At 69.9% G+C, this 15,900-nt stretch carries 18 protein-coding genes; 6 read left to right on the top strand and 12 right to left on the bottom strand.

The features are described from left to right. Nucleotides 1-3: 3 nt before the first annotated feature. Nucleotides 4-1,068: a 4-hydroxyphenylpyruvate dioxygenase gene (gene hppD, locus ACU5AX_RS08760; RefSeq protein ID WP_446690552.1), complete on the bottom strand. Its 1,065-nt coding sequence runs from the start codon at nucleotides 1,066-1,068 to the stop codon at nucleotides 4-6. Nucleotides 1,069-1,162: 94 nt separating this feature from the next. On the opposite strand from hppD, the gene ACU5AX_RS08755 reads away from it, so the two are divergent. Both ACU5AX_RS08755 and ACU5AX_RS08750 read left to right on the top strand, forming a co-directional pair. Beyond that, nucleotides 1,163-1,612 carry a MarR family winged helix-turn-helix transcriptional regulator gene (locus tag ACU5AX_RS08755; protein ID WP_198353526.1) on the top strand — a complete coding sequence of 150 codons (450 nt, stop codon included), beginning with the start codon at nucleotides 1,163-1,165 and terminating at the stop codon, nucleotides 1,610-1,612. Between the two features lie 67 nt (nucleotides 1,613-1,679). Then, on the top strand, nucleotides 1,680-4,472 hold the full coding sequence (locus ACU5AX_RS08750; RefSeq protein WP_446690551.1) for a TonB-dependent receptor: 2,793 nt from the start codon (nucleotides 1,680-1,682) through the stop codon (nucleotides 4,470-4,472). A gap of 6 nt (nucleotides 4,473-4,478) precedes the next feature. On the opposite strand, the gene ACU5AX_RS08745 is transcribed toward ACU5AX_RS08750, so the two are convergent. Together ACU5AX_RS08745 and ACU5AX_RS08740 are read right to left on the bottom strand one after the other, a co-directional pair. Then, a complete protein-coding gene (locus ACU5AX_RS08745; protein WP_446690550.1) occupies nucleotides 4,479-6,017 on the bottom strand; it encodes an ABC transporter permease/substrate-binding protein in 1,539 nt (512 codons plus the stop codon). After that, the gene (locus tag ACU5AX_RS08740; protein WP_446690549.1) at nucleotides 6,014-6,766 is read right to left on the bottom strand and encodes an ATP-binding cassette domain-containing protein; all 753 of its coding nucleotides are present in this window, start codon (nucleotides 6,764-6,766) and stop codon (nucleotides 6,014-6,016) included. Before ACU5AX_RS08740 ends, ACU5AX_RS08745 begins: the two co-directional genes overlap by 4 nt. Before the next feature lie 51 nt (nucleotides 6,767-6,817). Between ACU5AX_RS08740 and ACU5AX_RS08735 the strand changes: the two genes are divergently transcribed. Continuing rightward, nucleotides 6,818-7,606, top strand: a complete 789-nt coding sequence (locus tag ACU5AX_RS08735) for an SDR family oxidoreductase (protein WP_446690548.1) — start codon at nucleotides 6,818-6,820, stop codon at nucleotides 7,604-7,606. Between the two features lie 109 nt (nucleotides 7,607-7,715). Here the strand turns inward: ACU5AX_RS08735 and ACU5AX_RS08730 are convergent, their stop codons facing one another. Next, nucleotides 7,716-8,024, bottom strand: coding sequence for a 4a-hydroxytetrahydrobiopterin dehydratase (locus tag ACU5AX_RS08730; protein WP_198353521.1), 309 nt, complete (start codon nucleotides 8,022-8,024; stop codon nucleotides 7,716-7,718). Nucleotides 8,025-8,058: 34 nt separating this feature from the next. On the opposite strand from ACU5AX_RS08730, the gene ACU5AX_RS08725 reads away from it, so the two are divergent. The 3 genes from ACU5AX_RS08725 to ACU5AX_RS08715 are packed head-to-tail and all read left to right on the top strand — an operon-like array spanning nucleotide 8,059 to nucleotide 9,715. Next, complete coding sequence (locus tag ACU5AX_RS08725) at nucleotides 8,059-8,481, top strand: metallopeptidase family protein (protein WP_446690547.1); 423 nt, start codon at nucleotides 8,059-8,061, stop codon at nucleotides 8,479-8,481. Then, nucleotides 8,478-9,077 carry a heme ABC exporter ATP-binding protein CcmA gene (ccmA, locus tag ACU5AX_RS08720; RefSeq protein WP_446690546.1) on the top strand — a complete coding sequence of 200 codons (600 nt, stop codon included), beginning with the start codon at nucleotides 8,478-8,480 and terminating at the stop codon, nucleotides 9,075-9,077. Before ACU5AX_RS08725 ends, ccmA begins: the two co-directional genes overlap by 4 nt. Continuing rightward, nucleotides 9,074-9,715 (top strand): heme exporter protein CcmB, encoded by a 642-nt coding sequence (locus tag ACU5AX_RS08715; protein ID WP_446690545.1) that lies wholly within the window; start codon nucleotides 9,074-9,076, stop codon nucleotides 9,713-9,715. The genes ccmA and ACU5AX_RS08715 overlap by 4 nt, the downstream gene beginning before the upstream one ends. A gap of 224 nt (nucleotides 9,716-9,939) precedes the next feature. On the opposite strand, the gene ACU5AX_RS08710 is transcribed toward ACU5AX_RS08715, so the two are convergent. From ACU5AX_RS08710 to ACU5AX_RS08675, 8 genes are read right to left on the bottom strand one after another with little or no spacing between them, the layout of a single operon-like run. Beyond that, nucleotides 9,940-10,809, bottom strand: a complete 870-nt coding sequence (locus ACU5AX_RS08710; protein WP_446690544.1) for a class I SAM-dependent methyltransferase — start codon at nucleotides 10,807-10,809, stop codon at nucleotides 9,940-9,942. Next, nucleotides 10,806-12,200 carry a threonine synthase gene (gene thrC, locus ACU5AX_RS08705; RefSeq protein WP_446690543.1) on the bottom strand — a complete coding sequence of 465 codons (1,395 nt, stop codon included), beginning with the start codon at nucleotides 12,198-12,200 and terminating at the stop codon, nucleotides 10,806-10,808. Before thrC ends, ACU5AX_RS08710 begins: the two co-directional genes overlap by 4 nt. After that, nucleotides 12,200-12,802, bottom strand: a complete 603-nt coding sequence (locus tag ACU5AX_RS08700; protein WP_446690542.1) for an SURF1 family cytochrome oxidase biogenesis protein — start codon at nucleotides 12,800-12,802, stop codon at nucleotides 12,200-12,202. The genes thrC and ACU5AX_RS08700 overlap by 1 nt, the downstream gene beginning before the upstream one ends. Next, nucleotides 12,799-13,209 carry a DUF983 domain-containing protein gene (locus ACU5AX_RS08695; protein WP_446690541.1) on the bottom strand — a complete coding sequence of 137 codons (411 nt, stop codon included), beginning with the start codon at nucleotides 13,207-13,209 and terminating at the stop codon, nucleotides 12,799-12,801. Before ACU5AX_RS08695 ends, ACU5AX_RS08700 begins: the two co-directional genes overlap by 4 nt. 22 nt (nucleotides 13,210-13,231) lie before the next feature. After that, entirely contained in the window at nucleotides 13,232-14,164 is a 933-nt protein-coding gene (locus tag ACU5AX_RS08690) for a cytochrome c oxidase subunit 3 (RefSeq protein ID WP_198353513.1), read from the bottom strand. 36 nt (nucleotides 14,165-14,200) lie between these two features. After that, nucleotides 14,201-14,758, bottom strand: a complete 558-nt coding sequence (locus tag ACU5AX_RS08685; protein ID WP_446690540.1) for a cytochrome c oxidase assembly protein — start codon at nucleotides 14,756-14,758, stop codon at nucleotides 14,201-14,203. After that, complete coding sequence (locus ACU5AX_RS08680; protein ID WP_269769664.1) at nucleotides 14,755-14,889, bottom strand: cytochrome c oxidase system small membrane protein; 135 nt, start codon at nucleotides 14,887-14,889, stop codon at nucleotides 14,755-14,757. Before ACU5AX_RS08680 ends, ACU5AX_RS08685 begins: the two co-directional genes overlap by 4 nt. Continuing rightward, the gene (locus ACU5AX_RS08675; protein ID WP_446690539.1) at nucleotides 14,886-15,791 is read right to left on the bottom strand and encodes a heme o synthase; all 906 of its coding nucleotides are present in this window, start codon (nucleotides 15,789-15,791) and stop codon (nucleotides 14,886-14,888) included. The genes ACU5AX_RS08680 and ACU5AX_RS08675 overlap by 4 nt, the downstream gene beginning before the upstream one ends. Between the last annotated feature and the right edge of the window lie 109 nt (nucleotides 15,792-15,900).

The raw sequence follows: 15,900 nt of genomic DNA, 5'->3' as shown, positions 1-15,900 counted from the left end.
CGATCACGCGTCGACCGTGATGACGCCGCGCCGGATCTGGTCCAGCTCGATCGACTCGTACAACGCCTGGAAATTGCCGTTGCCGAAGCCTTCGTTGCCCTTGCGCTGGATGATCTCGAAGAAGATCGGCCCGACCATCGTCTCGGTGAAGATCTGCAGCAGCAGCCCCTCCTCGCCGACATTGCCGTCGATCAGGATGCGGTTGCGGCGCAGCCGTTCCAGATCCTCGCCATGGTTCGGCACGCGCTTGTCGACCAGTTCGTAATAGGTCTCGATCGTGTCCTGCAGCTTGACGCCGCGATTGCGCAGCTTCTCGACCGTCTCGTAGATATTGTCCGTGGTCAGCGCGAGATGCTGGATGCCCTCGCCGTTATAATCGCGGATGAACTCCTCGATCTGGCTCTTGTCGTCCTGGCTCTCGTTCAGCGGGATGCGGATCGCGCGGTCCGGCGCGATCATCGCCTGGCTGAACAGGCCGGTCGCCTTGCCCTTGATGTCGAAATACTTCTGCTCTTCGAAGCCGAAGATCTGGCCGTAGAATTCGGCCCACACCCGCATCTGGCCGCGGCGGACATTGTGGGTGAGGTGGTCGAGCAGGTCGAGCCCGACGTTGTTCTGCGCCTCCGCCTCGGCGGCGCCGGGCACTTGGTCCCAATGGTCGTAGATCGAGCCGGCGGCGCCGTGGCGATCGACCAGATACAGCAACGATCCGCCGATCCCCTCCAGTGCCGGGATCTCGTCCAGCGCCTGGCCGGCGGGGGCGGGCTTGGCGCCGCGCGCGATCGCTGCGTCATAGGCCTCGCGCGCATTGTGGACGCGGAAGCCCATCGCGCTCGCCGACGGACCGTGGGCGGCGCGGAAGTCGGCGGCATGGCCGCTGTCCTCCCGGTTGATCAGCAGATTGATCCGGCCCTGCTTGTAGCGGGTGATCGCGCGGGTCGGATGAGTCGAGGCGGCGACGAAGCCCATCGCCTCGAACTGCGCGGCGAGCGCTTGCGGGTCCGGCGAGGTGAATTCGCAGAATTCGAACCCGTCGAGGCCCATCGGATTGACGTCGATATGGTCCATGGCAACCGCTCCTGTCGCGACCCGGATTTGGTATCGCCTGATACCATTCTCCTGCGCCATTGCCAAAAAGGTGTCAACTGATACCAATTATGCCATGGCTGAGCCGCGCCTCGTTCTCGACGAATTCCTGCCGTTCCGCTTGTCGGTGACGTCGAACCTGGTCAGCGGCCTGATCGCGCGCGCCTATCAGTCGCTGTTCGGCCTCTCGATTCCCGAATGGCGACTGGTCACGGTGATCGCCGAGGGCGGCGCGACGACGCAGCAGGCGATCGGCGCACGGACGCGGATGGACAAGGTGACGGTCAGCCGGGCCGCCATCGCCCTGGTCGAACGCGGCCTGCTCGCGCGCCAGGCGAATCGCGACGACCGGCGCAGCCATTTGCTCGACCTGACCGGCGCGGGCCGCGACCTCTATGCCGCCGTCGCGCCCAAGGCGCTCGATCTGGAGGCGCAGATCTTCGCCCATTTCGACCCGGCGGAGGTCGCGCAATTCACCGACATGCTCCACCGCATCGAGAATGTGGCACGGGATTACGAAATATAGGGTGCTCAGGCACATTCTTGCGACATTTCGGCTGTAGCTGCCGCCGTCTTCAGGGACGGAGTATAGCATGCGCGTGGGGCTGGCAGTGATGATGGCGGCGGCGAGTTGGCCGGCGATGGCGGCGGCGCAGCAAGCGAAGGCGAGCGGACAGGCTGCCGCGCAGGCGACCCCTGCGCCCGCCGCGACCAAGCCCGCGACGCAGGAAGAGGTCAGCGACGAGCCCGACATCATCGTCCGCGGCACGCGCAATCTGCCCGGATCGGTGGTCGGCGACATCCCGCCCGAACAGCAGCTCGGGCCGGCGGACATCCGCGCCTATGGCGTCAACTCGGTGTCCGACCTGCTCACCGAACTCAGCCCCCAGACGACCAGCGGCGTCGGCGGCCCGCCGGTGGTGCTGCTCGACGGCAAGCGCATCGCCGGCTTCCAGGAGATTCGCGACATCCCGACAGAGGCGATCGCCCGGGTCGACATCCTGCCCGAAGAGGTGGCGCTGAAATACGGCTATACCGCCGATCAGAAGGTGGTGAACATCGTCCTGCGCCGCCGCTTCCGCTCGACGACGGTGCAGCTCGGCGACACCGTGCCGACCGAGGGCGGCCGCAACAGCGTGCAGGGCCAGCTCGGCCTGCTCAGCATCCGCAACGGCGGCCGGCTGAACATCAACACCAATTACCAGGGCAGCTCGGCGCTGACCGAATCGGAGCGCAACATCGCGCCGACGACCACCGAGAACGGCACCGTCGGCTTCGACCAGCGGCCGTATCGCACGCTGCTGCCGTCGAGCCGCACCCTGTCGACCAACATGGTCTATGCGCGGCCTTTGGGCGGCGTGTCGGCGACGATCAACGGCGAGATCGCGACCAGCGACGGCACCGGCCTGTTCGGCCTGCCGACCGCAACGCTGACCGTGCCGGCGGGCAATCCCTTCGCCACCGGCGGCGTTGCGAGCGTGGTCGGCAACACCTTGTCGGGCGGCGACTTCCTGCCGCTGTCGCAGCGCAACCAGAGCCTGACCGGCCACCTCGGCACCTCGCTCAACGGCCGCTTCAGCCAGAAATGGCTGTGGACGGTGACCGGCACCTATGACCGCGCCGACACGCGGACCTTCACCGAAACCGGCATCGACGCCTCCGCCTTCCAGGCGCGGCTCAACGCCAACGATCCCACCGCCGACCCGCGTGGGCAGCTGACCGCGGCGGACATCGCGCCGGGCATCGCCAACCGCGGCCGCTCGATCTCCAACACTGGCGAGGTCGAGGCGCTGGTCAACGGCCAGCTGTTCCAGCTGCCGGCGGGCGGGGTGAACACCGCGCTGCGCATCGGCGCGCAGACCAGCAGCCTCGACAGCACCTCCTATCGCGCCGGGCTGACCACCACCGGCCAGGTGTCGCGCGACATCGTCAACGGTCGTGCCAACATCGACCTGCCGATCGCCAGCCGGTCGAAGGACGTGCTGAAGTTCCTCGGCAATCTGTCGGTCAACGGCAATGCCGCGCTCGATCACCTGTCGGACTTCGGCACGCTCTATACCTATGGCTATGGCGCCAACTGGTCGCCGTTCGAGGGCGTACGGCTGATCGGATCGGTCAGCCACCAGGACCAGGCGCCGAGCGCCGCGCAGCTCGGCAACCCGACGATCATCACGCCGAACGTCCGCGTCTTCGACTATGTCACCGGCCAGACCGTGACGGTGACGACGATCAGCGGCGGCAATCCCGATCTGATCGCCGGCAACCGGCGCGTCACCCGGCTCGGCCTCAATCTGAAGCCGTGGAGCGAGACCGACCTGACCTTCACGGCGGGCTATACCAACACGCACGTGCGCAACCCGATCGAGAGCTTCGCCTCGGCGACCGCGGCGATCGCGGCGGCCTTCCCCGATCGCTTCATCCGCGACGCCAACGGCAATCTGACCCGGGTCGACACGCGCGGCGTCAATTTCGCCAGCGCCGATTCGTCCTCGCTGCGCTGGGGCGTCAGCTTTTCCAAGCCGATCAAGTCGCGCATCCAGAAAGAGATCGAGGCGTTCCGCGCCGGCACCGGCCCCAATCCGTTTGCCGGCATGAACTTCCCCGGCTTCCCGGGTGGCGGTGGCCGCCGTGGCGGCGGCGATGGCGAGCGGCGGGGCGATGGCCAGCCGGGCGCCGACCAGACGCCGCCGCCGCCGCCGGGGCAGGAGGCCGCGGCCGGCGGGCAGCAGCCGGGCGGCCAGCCCGCTGCTCCGGCAGCCGGCGGTGACGGTCCGGGCGGCTTCGGCGGGGGTCGCGGGCCCGGTGGCGTCGGCTTCGGCGGACGTGGCGGCGGTGGCTTCGGCGGCGGCCGGGGCGGCGGCGGTGGCCGCATCCAGTTCGCCTTCTACCATACGTGGAACTTCACCAACCGCGTGCTGGTCGCCAACGGCGGACCCAGCCTCGACCTGCTCAACGGCGACACGATCGGCCAGGGCGGCGGCATCGCGCGCCACAATTTCCAGTTGCAGGCAGGCTATACCAACAACGGCATCGGCACCCGGCTGGAGGGCAATTACCAGACTGGCACGCGCGTCAACGGCGGCACCGCCGCCCAGCCGCAGACGCTCAACTTCGGCGGCCTGGCGACCCTCAACCTGCGCGTCTTTGCGGATCTGCAGCAGCAGCTGCCGCTGCTCAAGGCGCATCCCTGGGTGCGCGGGCTGCGCCTGTCGCTGGGCGTGACCAATCTGCTCAACAGCCGCCAGCGGGTGCGTGACGCCAATGGCGTGACGCCGGTCAGCTACCAGCCCGACTATCAGGACCCGCTCGGCCGCACGGTCAGCCTAACGATCCGCAAGCTGTTCAGCCCGCTGCCCAATTTCCAGGGGCGCCGGTTCGGCAGCTGATCCGGTCTACAGCCCCAGCCGCCGCGCCAGCCAGCGCGCGGCGGCGTCGGGGCTGTCCTTGTCGGCGTCGCGGTCGACCCGATAATTGGCCTCGCGCATCGCCGTCACCGGAATGCGGCCGACCAGCGGCCGTAGCGCCGCCAGCAGCCGCGCGTCGCGGGCGTGGCTCGGCGCGACCAGCAGCAGCGCGTCGTAGCTCGGGATGGCATGGCGCGGATCGGCGAGCACGGTCAGCCCGTCCGCCGCGATCCGCCCGTCCGACGAGAAGGCGGAGATGACATCCGCCCGCCCGCTCGCCAGCGCCCGATACATGAAGGTCGGGCTGTACGGCGTCGCGCTGGCGAAGCGCAGCCGGTAGGCGTCGCGCACCGCCGCCCATTCTGCTCGCGACAGGAATTCGAGATCGCTGCCGAGCTTGAGGCCGGGCGCCGCGCGGGCGAGCGCGTCGAGGTCGGCGATGCCCCGCGACCGTGCCTCGGCGCCGCGCATCGCGAAGGCATAGGCATTCTCGAAGCCGAGCGGCCCGACCAGCCGCACGCCGTCGGTCCTCGCCGCCCAGCCACCGATCGCACGGACCATCGCCGCGCGTGGCGGCACGTCGGTGCGGTGCATCGCGCCGTTCCACAGCGTCCCGGCATAATCGACATAGACGTCGACGTCGCCACCGGCGAGCGCGCGATAGATCACCGCCGATCCCAGCCCGTCGCGATAGCGGACGGTATAGCCGGCACGGGTCAGCCGGTCGCCGATCAGCCGCGCCAGGATATATTGTTCGGAGAAGTTCTTGGCACCGATCGTCACCGTGCGCGCGCCGCCCGGCCGCGGCCACAGCGGCGCGGTCGCGGCGAGCGTGCCGGCGGCGAGCAGCGCCACCGCCCCGATCCACAGCGGCCGCCGCCGTGTCGCCAGCCCGCGCTCGAGCAAGGCGATCAGCGCGTCGGCGACCATCGCCAGCGCCGCGGCGGCGCAACAGCCGGCCAGCACCAGCGCCCAATTCTGCGTCTGCAGCCCGGCGAAGATCATGTCGCCCAGGCTCGGGCAGCCGACCGTCGTCGACAGCGTCGCCGCGCCGATCGTCCACACCGCGGCGGTGCGGATGCCGGCGACGAGCACCGGCAGCGCCAGCGGCGCCTCGACCAATCGCAATTTCTGCGCCGCGGTCATGCCGACCGCATCGGCCGCCTGGCGCACCGCCGGGTCGATGCCCTGCAGCCCGGCCACGCCGTTGCGGATAATCGGCAGCAGCGCATAGAGGGTCAGCGCGAGCAGCGCCGGCAGGAAACCGAGCGCGGGGATGCCGCCGCCGACCCGCGCCGACAGCCACAGCAGGATCGGATAGAAGAGCGCGAGCAGGGCGAGGCCGGGGATGGTCTGGATCAGGCTGGCGGCGCCGAGTACGACTCGCCCGACCGCCGGCCGTCGCGCCGCGACCACCGCCAGTGGCAGGCCGATCGCCAGCGCCGCGAGCAGCGCCGCCCCGGCGAGCAGCACATGGCTGGCGAGCAGCGGCGGAACCTGCGCTAGCGCGTCCATAAAGCCGCTCATGCGCCGATCGCCTGCAACCGCAACGCCTGGTCGCGCGGCACGGCGACCAGCGCCTGCGCCGCCGCCCCGCCGCGCCCGGCGAGCAGGCCGGCCGGCGTCTCGTCGGCGACGATCCGTCCGGCCTCCATCACCAGCACCCGCGTCGCGAGGAGCAGCGCTTCGGCCATGTCGTGCGTCACCAGGATCGTCGTCAGCCCCAGCCGGTCGTGCAGCGAACGGATCTCCTGCCCCAGCGCGTCGCGGGTCACCGGGTCGAGCGCGCCCAAGGCCTCGTCGAGCAGCAGCAGCGTCGCACCGGGGGCGAGCGCGCGGGCGATCGCGACGCGCTGGCGCTGGCCGCCCGACAGTTCGTGCGGCAGGCGCGTCGCCAGTGCGGCGGGCAGCGCGACCAGATCGAGCAGCGCGGCGACGTCTGGCCGCGGCGACCCGGCGATGCGCGGGCCGATCGCGATATTGTCGGCGACGCTCATGTGCGGGAACAGGCCGATCCCTTGGAAGACATAGCCGATCCGCCGGCGCAGCATCGGCGCCGGGCCGGCGGCGATATCCACCCCGTCGATCAGCACTCGCCCGTCGTCGGGCGCGACGAGGCGGTTGATCGTCTGCAGCAGCGTCGACTTGCCCGATCCGGAGGCGCCGACCAGCGCGACAAAGCTGCCGGTCGCGACGGCGAGCGAGACATGGTCGACCGCGACCGTCGCGCCGAACCGCTTGGTGACGCCGTCGAGGCGGAGCTTTTCTGCTGGCATCGCCGCGAAGGATGGGGGATGCCGGGGGGAAAGGCAAATAAGGAGAGGATGATGAGCGAGGTGCGCGCGATCTTCATCACCGGCGGCGCGTCGGGGATCGGCCGGGCGGTCGGGCGCCTGTTCGCCAGTCGCGGCTGGCGCGTCGGCCTGGCCGACGTCAACGCCGCGCTGCTCGCCGACACCGCGGCGCAGCTGCCCGGCGGGATGATCGAACATTATGTCATGGATGTGCGCGATCGCGACGCCTGGCGCGCCTGCCTCGATGATTTCACCGGCAAGAGCGGCGGCCGGCTCGACGTCCTGTTCAACAATGCCGGCATCGGCACCGGCGGGCCGCTGGCGGACGCCAGCTTCGAGGATATCGACCGCACCGTCGCGATCAACTTCACCGGTGTGCTCAACGGCGCGCGCATCGGCCACGCCTATCTGGCGAAGACACCGGGGTCGGTGCTGCTCAACACCTCCTCGGCGTCAGGCATCTACGGATCGTCCGGCCTCGCCACCTATTCGGCGACCAAATTCGCGGTGCGCGGCCTCAGCGAGGCGCTCGACGGCGAATGGTATCGCGAGGGGATCAAGGTCCGCTGCCTGCTGCCGAGCTTCATCGAGACGCCGCTGCTCGACGGCGTCGCGGGCGGCAGCAACCGCACGATCCGCGAAAGCGTGACCGGCGCAGGGCTGGAACTCACCCCGGTCGACGCGGTGGCGGAGGCGGCGTGGCGCGCTGTCCACGGCGACAAGGTCCACACCTATGTCGGCAAGACCGCCGAACGGCTGCGCTTCGCCGCGCGCTGGCTGCCGGGCCAGCTCAGGAAGCAGATGCGCCGCTCGCTGCGCTAGACACCCTCACCCTTCCGGCGCTTCGCGCCTCCCTCCCTCTCCCAGTGGGAGAGGGAAGGGGCCCGCCCGGCGGCAGCCGGGTGGGAAGGGTGAGGGTGACCCGCTTGCCTCACTCGTCCACGATCGCGTCGATCGCCTCGGCCATCTCGATGTCGCGGCTCGACAGGCCGCCGGCGTCGTGCGTGGTGAGCAGGATCTCGACCCGGTTGTAGACATTGCGCCATTCGGGATGATGATCGGCCTTTTCCGCCATCAGCGCGACCTGGGTCATGAAGCCGAACGCCTCGACGAAGTCGGCGAAGACCAGGCTGCGGGTGATCGCGTCGCGCGCCTCGTCATAATCCCATTCGGGCAGGCCATCGAGCGCATCGGCGCGCTCCGCCTCGCTCAATGCTTCGATCGGGGCGGCCTCGGTCATGCGTCTTCCTTGCTGCGATGGAGGATGACGGGGTATGGCGGACGCGATGAGCGGGCAAGAGGTCATGGGACAGGCGCCGGACGCCGACGCGATCGAGGCGATCGCCCGCGACACGATCGCGCGACTGCCGGCGGCCTTCGCCGCGCATCTGGCGGACGTGGTGCTGATCGTCGAGGACTTCGCCGACGAGGAGACGCTCGCCGCGCTCGGCATCGATCATCCGCTCGACCTGACCGGCCTGTACCACGGCCGCCCGGTCGGCGAGAAATCGGCCTTCGACAGCGCCGCGCTGCCCGATCGTATCCACCTCTATCGCCGGGCGATCCTCGACGAATGGGTGGAGACCGGGGTGCGGCTCGACGACCTCGTCCGCCATGTCACCATCCATGAGATCGGTCACCATTTCGGCCTGTCCGACGACGACATGCACGCGCTGGAAGACGCGGTGGCGGATTGAGCGCCGGGCTGACGCTGGCGGGGGTGGCGGGCGCGCGCGGCGGACGAACGCTGTTCGCGGGCGTCGACCTCGCGCTGCACGCCGGCGACGCGGCGCTGGTCACCGGCCCCAATGGTATCGGCAAGTCGAGCCTGGTGCGGATCGCCGCCGGCCTGCTGCGCCCGGCAGCCGGGCGGGTCGAGCGTGACGGCCCGGTCGCGCTGCTCGGCGAGGCGCATGCGCTCGATCCGGAACGGCCGGTGGCGCAGGCTTTGGGCTTCTGGATCGGCGCGGTGCAGGTCGCGGCGGCGCTCGACGCGCTGGCGCTGTCCCACCTCGCGACGATCCCGGTCCGGCTGCTGTCGACCGGCCAGCGCCGCCGCGCCGCGCTCGCCCGCGTGTTCGGCAGCGCGGCGCCGCTGTGGCTGCTCGACGAACCGGCGAATGGGCTCGACGCCGCCGGGCTGGCGGTACTGGAGCAACTGGTGGCGACGCATCGCGCCGCCGGCGGCATCGTGCTGGTCGCGACCCATGTCCCGCTCGCCTTGCCCGGCGCGGTGACGCTCGACCTGACCCGTCATAGCGCCGCCGACCATACCGCGGAGGCGCGCACATGACCGCGGCCGCCCTGGTCGTCCGCGAGCTGCGCCGCACCTGGGCCGGCGGCGGCGCCTTGTGGCCGGTCGCCTTCTTCCTGCTCGTCGCGACCCTCTTCCCCTTCGCGGTCGGGCCCGACACGGCGCTGCTCGGGCGGATCGGCGGCGGCGTGATCTGGGCGGCGGCGCTGCTCGCCGCCTTGCTGCCGGTCGAGCGGCTGGTCGCGCCCGACCTCGACGCCGGCGTCATCGACCAGCTCGTCGTGCGCGGCGTGCCGCTGCCACTGGTCGCCGCCGCCAAGCTCGCCGGCCATTGGCTGGGCTTCGCGCCGCCGCTGATGCTCGCGGCGGTGCTGGCGGCGGGGCTGCTCGACCTGCCTGCGGCGGTGCTGGTGCGGGTCGAGCTCGGGCTGCTGATCGGCACGCCCGGGCTGGCCGCGCTCGGTCTCGCCACCGGCGCGCTGGTCGCGGGGCTGCGCGGCGCCGGCGCGGTGGCGGGGCTGGTGATGCTGCCGCTGGCGGTGCCGCTGCTGATCTTCGGCGCGGGGGCGATCGGCGAGGGTGGCGGGGCATTGAAGCTGCTCGCCGCGGTCAGCCTGTTGCTCGTCGCCGGCGCGCCCTTCGTGGCGGCGGCGGCGGTACGGGCCGGTATGGACTGAGCTGTCCTACAAGCGCGGACCCGGCTAGGCTTGAGGCGCTGATTCTCATCGTCGATCCATCCCGTGACCGCGTCCGTGCTGCGCGGCGCACATCGGTCGTCGGTGCGACCTTCGAGACTTTCCGTGTGCTGCGGTCCTCCGGGGCGAAGGTTCGACTGCGACCTTCCAGCCGCCAAGCCCCTGAAGCCTCTACGGCGGGGATGCCGCCGCAGTGCGACTTTCCGTCAGCGCGACCAGCGTGCCCAGATCGCGGTCGGCAGCACCAGCCCGCGCGCTTCCTCGCGCACGCCCAGCTCGCCCGCCTCGACCGTACCGGGCAGATCGGCGAAGACCTGCGCCAGCAGCTCGCGCAGCGCGAGCGCGCTCATCCGCACCGCATAGACGGTGAGGAACAGAAAGCGCGATTGCTCGTCGAGCAGCCGCCGGCAGTCGGCGATCAGTTTCGGCAGGTCCTCCTCCAGCCGCCACACCTCGCCCTCCGGCCCGCGGCCGTATTTGGGCGGGTCGAGCAGAATGCCGTCGTAGCGCCGGCCGCGCCGCACCTCGCGCGCGACGAATTTGGCGGCATCGTCGATGATCCAGCGCACCGGCGCGTCGCTCAGCCCCGACAACGCCGCGTTGCCGCGCGCGGCCTCGACCGATTTCTTGGAGGCGTCGACATGGACCATCTTCGCGCCGATGCTCGCCATCGCCAGCGTGCCGACGCCGGTATAGCCGAACAGGTTCATGCAGTCCGGCGCGTCGAGCCCCTCGACCCGGCTACGCATCCAGCGCCACACCGGCGCCATGTCGGGGAAGAAGCCAAGGTGGCGGAACGGCGTCGTCTGCGCGGTGAAGCGCACCTCTTCCCATCTCAGCGGCCAGCCCTCGCGCGGCACCGGCTCGTTGAACTGCCAGCGGCCGCCGCCGTCCTCGTCGGAGCCGGGGACGAATTCGCCCTGCGCGCGCCAATTCTCGGTCGCCGGCGCCCACATCGCCTGCGGCTCCGGGCGGATGAAGCGGAAGCGGCCGTAGCGTTCGAGCTTCCGGCCATGGCCCGAATCGATCAGCCCGTAATCCGCCCAGGGTTCGCCGATCAGCGTGTCGAGCGTCATGCGCGCGGCCGGGCCCGTTCGGCGATGAAGCCGGTGACCGCCTCGAACGTGCCGGGCAAGGTGGCGAACCGCTCCTCGCGCGCGAACAGGTCGCCGAGCCGCGCCGGCAGCGACGGGCGGCTGCCGGTGGCGCGTTCGACCGCGTCGCGGAACTTGGCGGGGTGGGCGGTCGCCAGCGTCACGACGGGCACGTCGAGATCGGCGGCGCGCGCCGCGGCGAGCGCGACCGCGGTATGCGGGTCGATCGTCTCGCCGGCATGCTCGCTCGCCCAGCGCATCGCCAGCGCCATGCCGTCGGCGTCGATCCGGGCCGGCGTGAACAGGTGGCGCGCGAAATCAGCCTGCGCATTGGTCAGCCGCATCGCGCCGTTCGCCTCGAACCCCGCCATCTGCGCCGCCAGCGCCGCGCCGTCGCGGCCGCCGGCGTCGAACAGCAGCCGCTCGAAATTGGACGAGACCTGGATGTCCATCGACGGCGTCGCGGTCGGCACCGTCGTGCCGCGGCTATAGTCGGCGGCCGACAGCGCGCGGTAGAGGATGTCGTTGACGTTGGTGGCGACGATCAGCCGTTCGATCGGCAGGCCCATCCGCGCCGCGACATAGCCGGCGAAGACGTCGCCGAAATTGCCCGTCGGCACCGAAAAGGCGATGCGTCGGTCGGGCGCGCCGAGCCGGACGGCGGCGTAGAAGTAATAGACCACCTGCGCCATCAGCCGCGCCCAGTTGATCGAATTGACCGCGGACAGCTGGAACCGCCCGGCGAAGTCCGGGTCGTTGAACATCGCCTTGACCAGGGCCTGGGCGGTGTCGAAGTCGCCGTCGATCGCAATGTTGTGGACGTTGGGGGCGAGCACCGTCGTCATCTGGCGCCGCTGCACCTCCGACACCCGGCCGGCGGGGTGGAGCATGAAGATGTCGACGCCCTGCCGCCCGGCGACCGCGTCGATCGCGGCGGAGCCGGTGTCGCCGCTGGTCGCGCCGACGATGGTCAGATGCGCGTCGCTGCCGGTCAGGAACCGCTCGAACAGCTGACCGAGCAGCTGCAGCGCGACGTCCTTGAACGCCAGCGTCGGGCCGTGGAACAGCTCGAGCAGCCATTGACCGTGGTCGAGCTGGATGAGCGGGGTCACCGCGGCATGGGCGAAGCGGCCGTAGGCGGCGGTGCACAATTCGCGCAGTTCGTCCTCGGTCAGGCTGCCGGCGACGAAGGGCGCCATCACCGCCACCGCGGTGTCGACGTAGGACAGCCCCTGCAGCGCAGCGATCGCATCGCGGTCGAAGGTCGGCCACGCCTCCGGCACGTAGAGGCCGCCGTCGCTGGCAAGGCCGGTGAGCGTGACCGCGCGGAAATCGAGCACGGGGGCGGACCCGCGGGTGGAATGGTAACGCATCAACGGCTCCGGCGTCGGCTGACCGCGATCCCGTAGATCACCGCGGCGATGGCTGCGAAGAAGAACCATTGCACCGCATAGGAGAGATGGTTGTTCGGCACGCTCGATAGGTCGGGTCGCGCATTGGGGGCAAGCCCCGGCGGCGGCGTGTCGGCGACGAGCAGCATCGTCTGCGGCCGATGATCAAACAGCGTCGCCAGCAAAGGGCGCGCATCGGGCGCATGGCTGATCGTGCCGCGGACCGCACCGCCCCGCCAGGTCGAGCGATAGCGCGGATCGCGGGTGGTGCCGAGCTGGACCTGGAAGCTGGGGCCCTCCACCCCGTCGCGGCAGGTGGCGATCACCCGATAGCCGGCGGCACCTGCCCCGAACAGGCGCTGGCTGACCGGCTCCCGGCACATCGCGCTGCTGCGGCGGAACAGCAGCCGGTCGTCGGGCAGGCGCGGGAAGGCGACCGGCGGCTTGGCCGGGTTGGTCGCCAACTGGGCAAGATAGGCCTCCTTCTTCGGCAGCCGGTCGAGCAACTGCCACAGGCCTAGGCCGATCATCGCCGCCACCGCCAGCGCGACGACGATTGTGGGGATCAGGGGCAGGCGCTTCATGGGCGGGAGTCGATACGCCCTTCGCGCGCGGCGTTGCGGTATTCCGCCGCGAGCAGCGCCGCCTTGGCGATGCGCAGGCTGACGATCACGCCGGCGATGGTCAGCGGGATCCAGAGCAGCAGGTGCACCCAGATCGGGGGATGCAGCTTCACTTCGGTGACCACCGCCAGCGCGGTGACGATCGCGCCGAGGATCAGGGTCAGGAACGCCGCCGGCCCGTCGCCGACGTTGAACTGGGAAAGGTCCAGGCCGCAGGCGCGGCAGGCCGGGGCGAATTTGATCCAGCCGTCGAAGATGGCGGGCTGGCCGCAGCGCGGGCACAGGCCCTTGAGGCCGGCATCAAGGATCGCACGAGTCGCGCTCTCGGGCTCTGCGCCGGGCGCAGGCGCGGGTGACGGTTCGTCCATCAGGCCGTCACCCGTTCATCGGTCAGCCGCCGTGAACCGGCGCGCCCCAGCCGCCCCAGACGTAGATGGTGACGAACAGGAACAGCCAGACGACGTCGACGAAATGCCAGTACCAGGCGGCCGCCTCGAAGCCGAAATGCTGGCGCGGGGTAAAGTCGCCCTTATAGGCGCGGATCAGGCAGACGATCAGGAAGATCGTGCCGATCAGTACGTGGAAGCCGTGGAAGCCCGTCGCCATGAAGAAGGAGGCGCCATAGTTCAGTCCCTTGAAGGGGAAGGGCGCGTGCATGTATTCATAGGCCTGGATGCTGCTGAACAGGATGCCCAGCACCACGGTCAGCCACAGGCCCTTGAGCACGCCGTCGCGGTTGCCCACGCCAAGCAGGCCCCAAAGGCCGGTCTTCGCGCCGCCGCGCTGGTTGTGGATCAGCGCATGGTGCGCCCAGGTGACGGTGGTGCCGCTGGTCAGCAGGATCAGCGTGTTGAGCAGCGGGAATTCGAAGGCGTTGATCACCTCCAGCCCCTTGGGCGGCCATTGCGCGGCGATCGCCGTCGCGCCTTCCGCCGCGCGCTCGACCTGGCCGTCGACGAAGCTCATCGCGGTCGGGAACAGGCTGAAGTCGAAGAAGGCCCAGAACCAGCCGACGAAGAACATGACTTCGGAGGCGATGAACAGGATCATGCCGTAGCGGAAATGCAGTTGGACGACCGGGGTGTGATCGCCGTGATGCGCCTCGCGCACCACGTCCGCCCACCAGCTGTACATGGTGAACAGGACGCCGGCGAGGCCGGCAAAGAAGATCCAGCCGCCGCCGTTCGCCTTGTCCGCCGCCAGATGGCCGCCATGCATCCACATGATCGCGCCGGAGGCCATCACCAGCGCCGACAGCGAGCCGAACAACGGCCAGATGCTCGGTGGCAGAATGTGATAGTCGTGGTTCTTGGCGCCGGCCATTGCGGTGTCCCTGTTATACCCTCTCGGGGTCCGACCCTAGCTTGGCGTCTTGCCGGAATCTACCGGATAAAATGTGTAGGACAGGGTGATCGTCTCGACGTCGCTGGCGTCCGGGTCCTTGAGGATCTTCGGGTCGACGAAGAAGATCACCGGCATGCGCGCCGTCTCGCCCGGCTGCAGCGTCTGTTGGGTGAAGCAGAAGCACTGGATCTTGGTGAAATATTTACCGGCCTGGCCGGGCGTGACGTTGAATGTCGCGGTGCCGGTGATCGGATGATCGCTGGTGTTGGTGGCGAGGAAGAACGCCATGTCGCGCGCACCGACGTCGACCGTGTCGGACGGATTCTCTGGCCGGAACCGCCACGGCATGTGCGGCGCGACGTTGGTGTCGAAATCGATGCGGATCTTGTGGTTCACCGCACCCGGCGCCTGCAGCCCGCGTTGGGTCGTGCCGTTCAGACCGGTCACCTGACAGAACAGGCGGTACAGCGGCACGCTCGCCCAGGCGACGCCGGTCATCAGGCAGATGCCGAGCACCGCGAACAGCGCGGTGCGCAACTGGCGGCGGCTGTTCGGGTCCGCCGCGCCGCTCATGCCATGCCCTGGCGGATCTTGGTCAGCGCGATCGCGAAGACGAGGATGACGAAGGCGCCGAGCAGCACCGCGGTGACGATCGCGCGCGACTTCTGGCGGCGGCGGATCAGATCCTGGTCGTCGGGGGTCATGCCAGCACCCAGCGGTCGACGACCAGCGCGCCGAAAATCACGAAGAGGTAGAGGATCGAATAGCTGAACAAGCGCTTCTCCGGCTTCATGCGGTCGTCGGGCTGGGTATGCCGGGTCGCGACCCGCAGCGCCAGCAAGGCGAACAGCGCGGTGGTCGCGGTGGCGACGACGCCGTAGATCGCGCCGGTCAGCCCGAGCGGCCAGGGCGCCACCGCAGCGATCGCCATCGGAATGGTGTAGAGGCCGATCTGGCGCCGCGTTACCCGTTCGCCGGCGACCACCGGCAGCATTGGCACGCCGGCATTGGCGTAATCGGTCTTCACGAACAGCGCGAGCGCCCAGAAATGCGGCGGCGTCCATAGGAAGACGAGGCCGAACAGCAGCAGCGGCAGGATCGCGACGTCGCCCGTCGCCGCTGCCCAGCCGATCAGCGGCGGAAAGGCGCCGGCGGCCCCGCCGATCACGATGTTCTGCGGGGTGCGCCGCTTCAGCCAGACGGTGTAGATCAGCACGTAGAATAGGATCGACACGGTCAGGATCGCGGCGGCGGCGACGTTGACCGCCAGCCCCATCAGAATCACCGAGAAGGCGCCAAGGCCGACGCCGAAATGCAACGCCGACTGCCGCTCCATGCGGCCGGCGGGCAGCGGGCGCTGCTGCGTCCGGCGCATCGCGGCGTCGAGGTCGGCTTCATACCATTGGTTGAGCGCGCCGGCCGCGCCCGCGCCCAGCGCAATGCACAGGATGGCGGTGAAGCCGAGCACCGGATGGATGCCGACCGGCGCGGCGAGCATGCCGCACAGGCCGGTGAAGACGACCAGCGTCATCACCCGCGGCTTGGTCAGCGCCAGGAAATCACGCCAGTCGGCGGGTGGCAGGATGGGCGTCGCGGCCGTCGTCATGGCGGCGGCTATACGCGTCGTGAGGCCCCTGGGAAAGGGCGGGCGCGCCTGGCCGACGATCGTGCTGATCCAGGTCAAGCCGCCCGAGTCGGGCGGGAACGATCGTGTT

This window comes from Sphingomonas benefaciens, from assembly GCF_052907485.1.
The sequence above is the reverse complement of the archived record's forward strand: the minus strand, read 5'-3'. Positions and strand labels throughout refer to the sequence as shown.

Coding starts and splice junctions, on each gene's coding strand:
- hppD (WP_446690552.1), bottom strand. CDS start 1,068: ATGGACCATATCGACGTCAATCCGATGGGCCTCGACGGGTTCGAATTC.
- ACU5AX_RS08755 (WP_198353526.1), top strand. CDS start 1,163: ATGGCTGAGCCGCGCCTCGTTCTCGACGAATTCCTGCCGTTCCGCTTG.
- ACU5AX_RS08750 (WP_446690551.1), top strand. CDS start 1,680: ATGCGCGTGGGGCTGGCAGTGATGATGGCGGCGGCGAGTTGGCCGGCG.
- ACU5AX_RS08745 (WP_446690550.1), bottom strand. CDS start 6,017: ATGAGCGGCTTTATGGACGCGCTAGCGCAGGTTCCGCCGCTGCTCGCC.
- ACU5AX_RS08740 (WP_446690549.1), bottom strand. CDS start 6,766: ATGCCAGCAGAAAAGCTCCGCCTCGACGGCGTCACCAAGCGGTTCGGC.
- ACU5AX_RS08735 (WP_446690548.1), top strand. CDS start 6,818: ATGAGCGAGGTGCGCGCGATCTTCATCACCGGCGGCGCGTCGGGGATC.
- ACU5AX_RS08730 (WP_198353521.1), bottom strand. CDS start 8,024: ATGACCGAGGCCGCCCCGATCGAAGCATTGAGCGAGGCGGAGCGCGCC.
- ACU5AX_RS08725 (WP_446690547.1), top strand. CDS start 8,059: ATGGCGGACGCGATGAGCGGGCAAGAGGTCATGGGACAGGCGCCGGAC.
- ACU5AX_RS08715 (WP_446690545.1), top strand. CDS start 9,074: ATGACCGCGGCCGCCCTGGTCGTCCGCGAGCTGCGCCGCACCTGGGCC.
- ACU5AX_RS08710 (WP_446690544.1), bottom strand. CDS start 10,809: ATGACGCTCGACACGCTGATCGGCGAACCCTGGGCGGATTACGGGCTG.
- thrC (WP_446690543.1), bottom strand. CDS start 12,200: ATGCGTTACCATTCCACCCGCGGGTCCGCCCCCGTGCTCGATTTCCGC.
- ACU5AX_RS08700 (WP_446690542.1), bottom strand. CDS start 12,802: ATGAAGCGCCTGCCCCTGATCCCCACAATCGTCGTCGCGCTGGCGGTG.
- ACU5AX_RS08695 (WP_446690541.1), bottom strand. CDS start 13,209: ATGGACGAACCGTCACCCGCGCCTGCGCCCGGCGCAGAGCCCGAGAGC.
- ACU5AX_RS08690 (WP_198353513.1), bottom strand. CDS start 14,164: ATGGCCGGCGCCAAGAACCACGACTATCACATTCTGCCACCGAGCATC.
- ACU5AX_RS08685 (WP_446690540.1), bottom strand. CDS start 14,758: ATGAGCGGCGCGGCGGACCCGAACAGCCGCCGCCAGTTGCGCACCGCG.
- ACU5AX_RS08680 (WP_269769664.1), bottom strand. CDS start 14,889: ATGACCCCCGACGACCAGGATCTGATCCGCCGCCGCCAGAAGTCGCGC.
- ACU5AX_RS08675 (WP_446690539.1), bottom strand. CDS start 15,791: ATGACGACGGCCGCGACGCCCATCCTGCCACCCGCCGACTGGCGTGAT.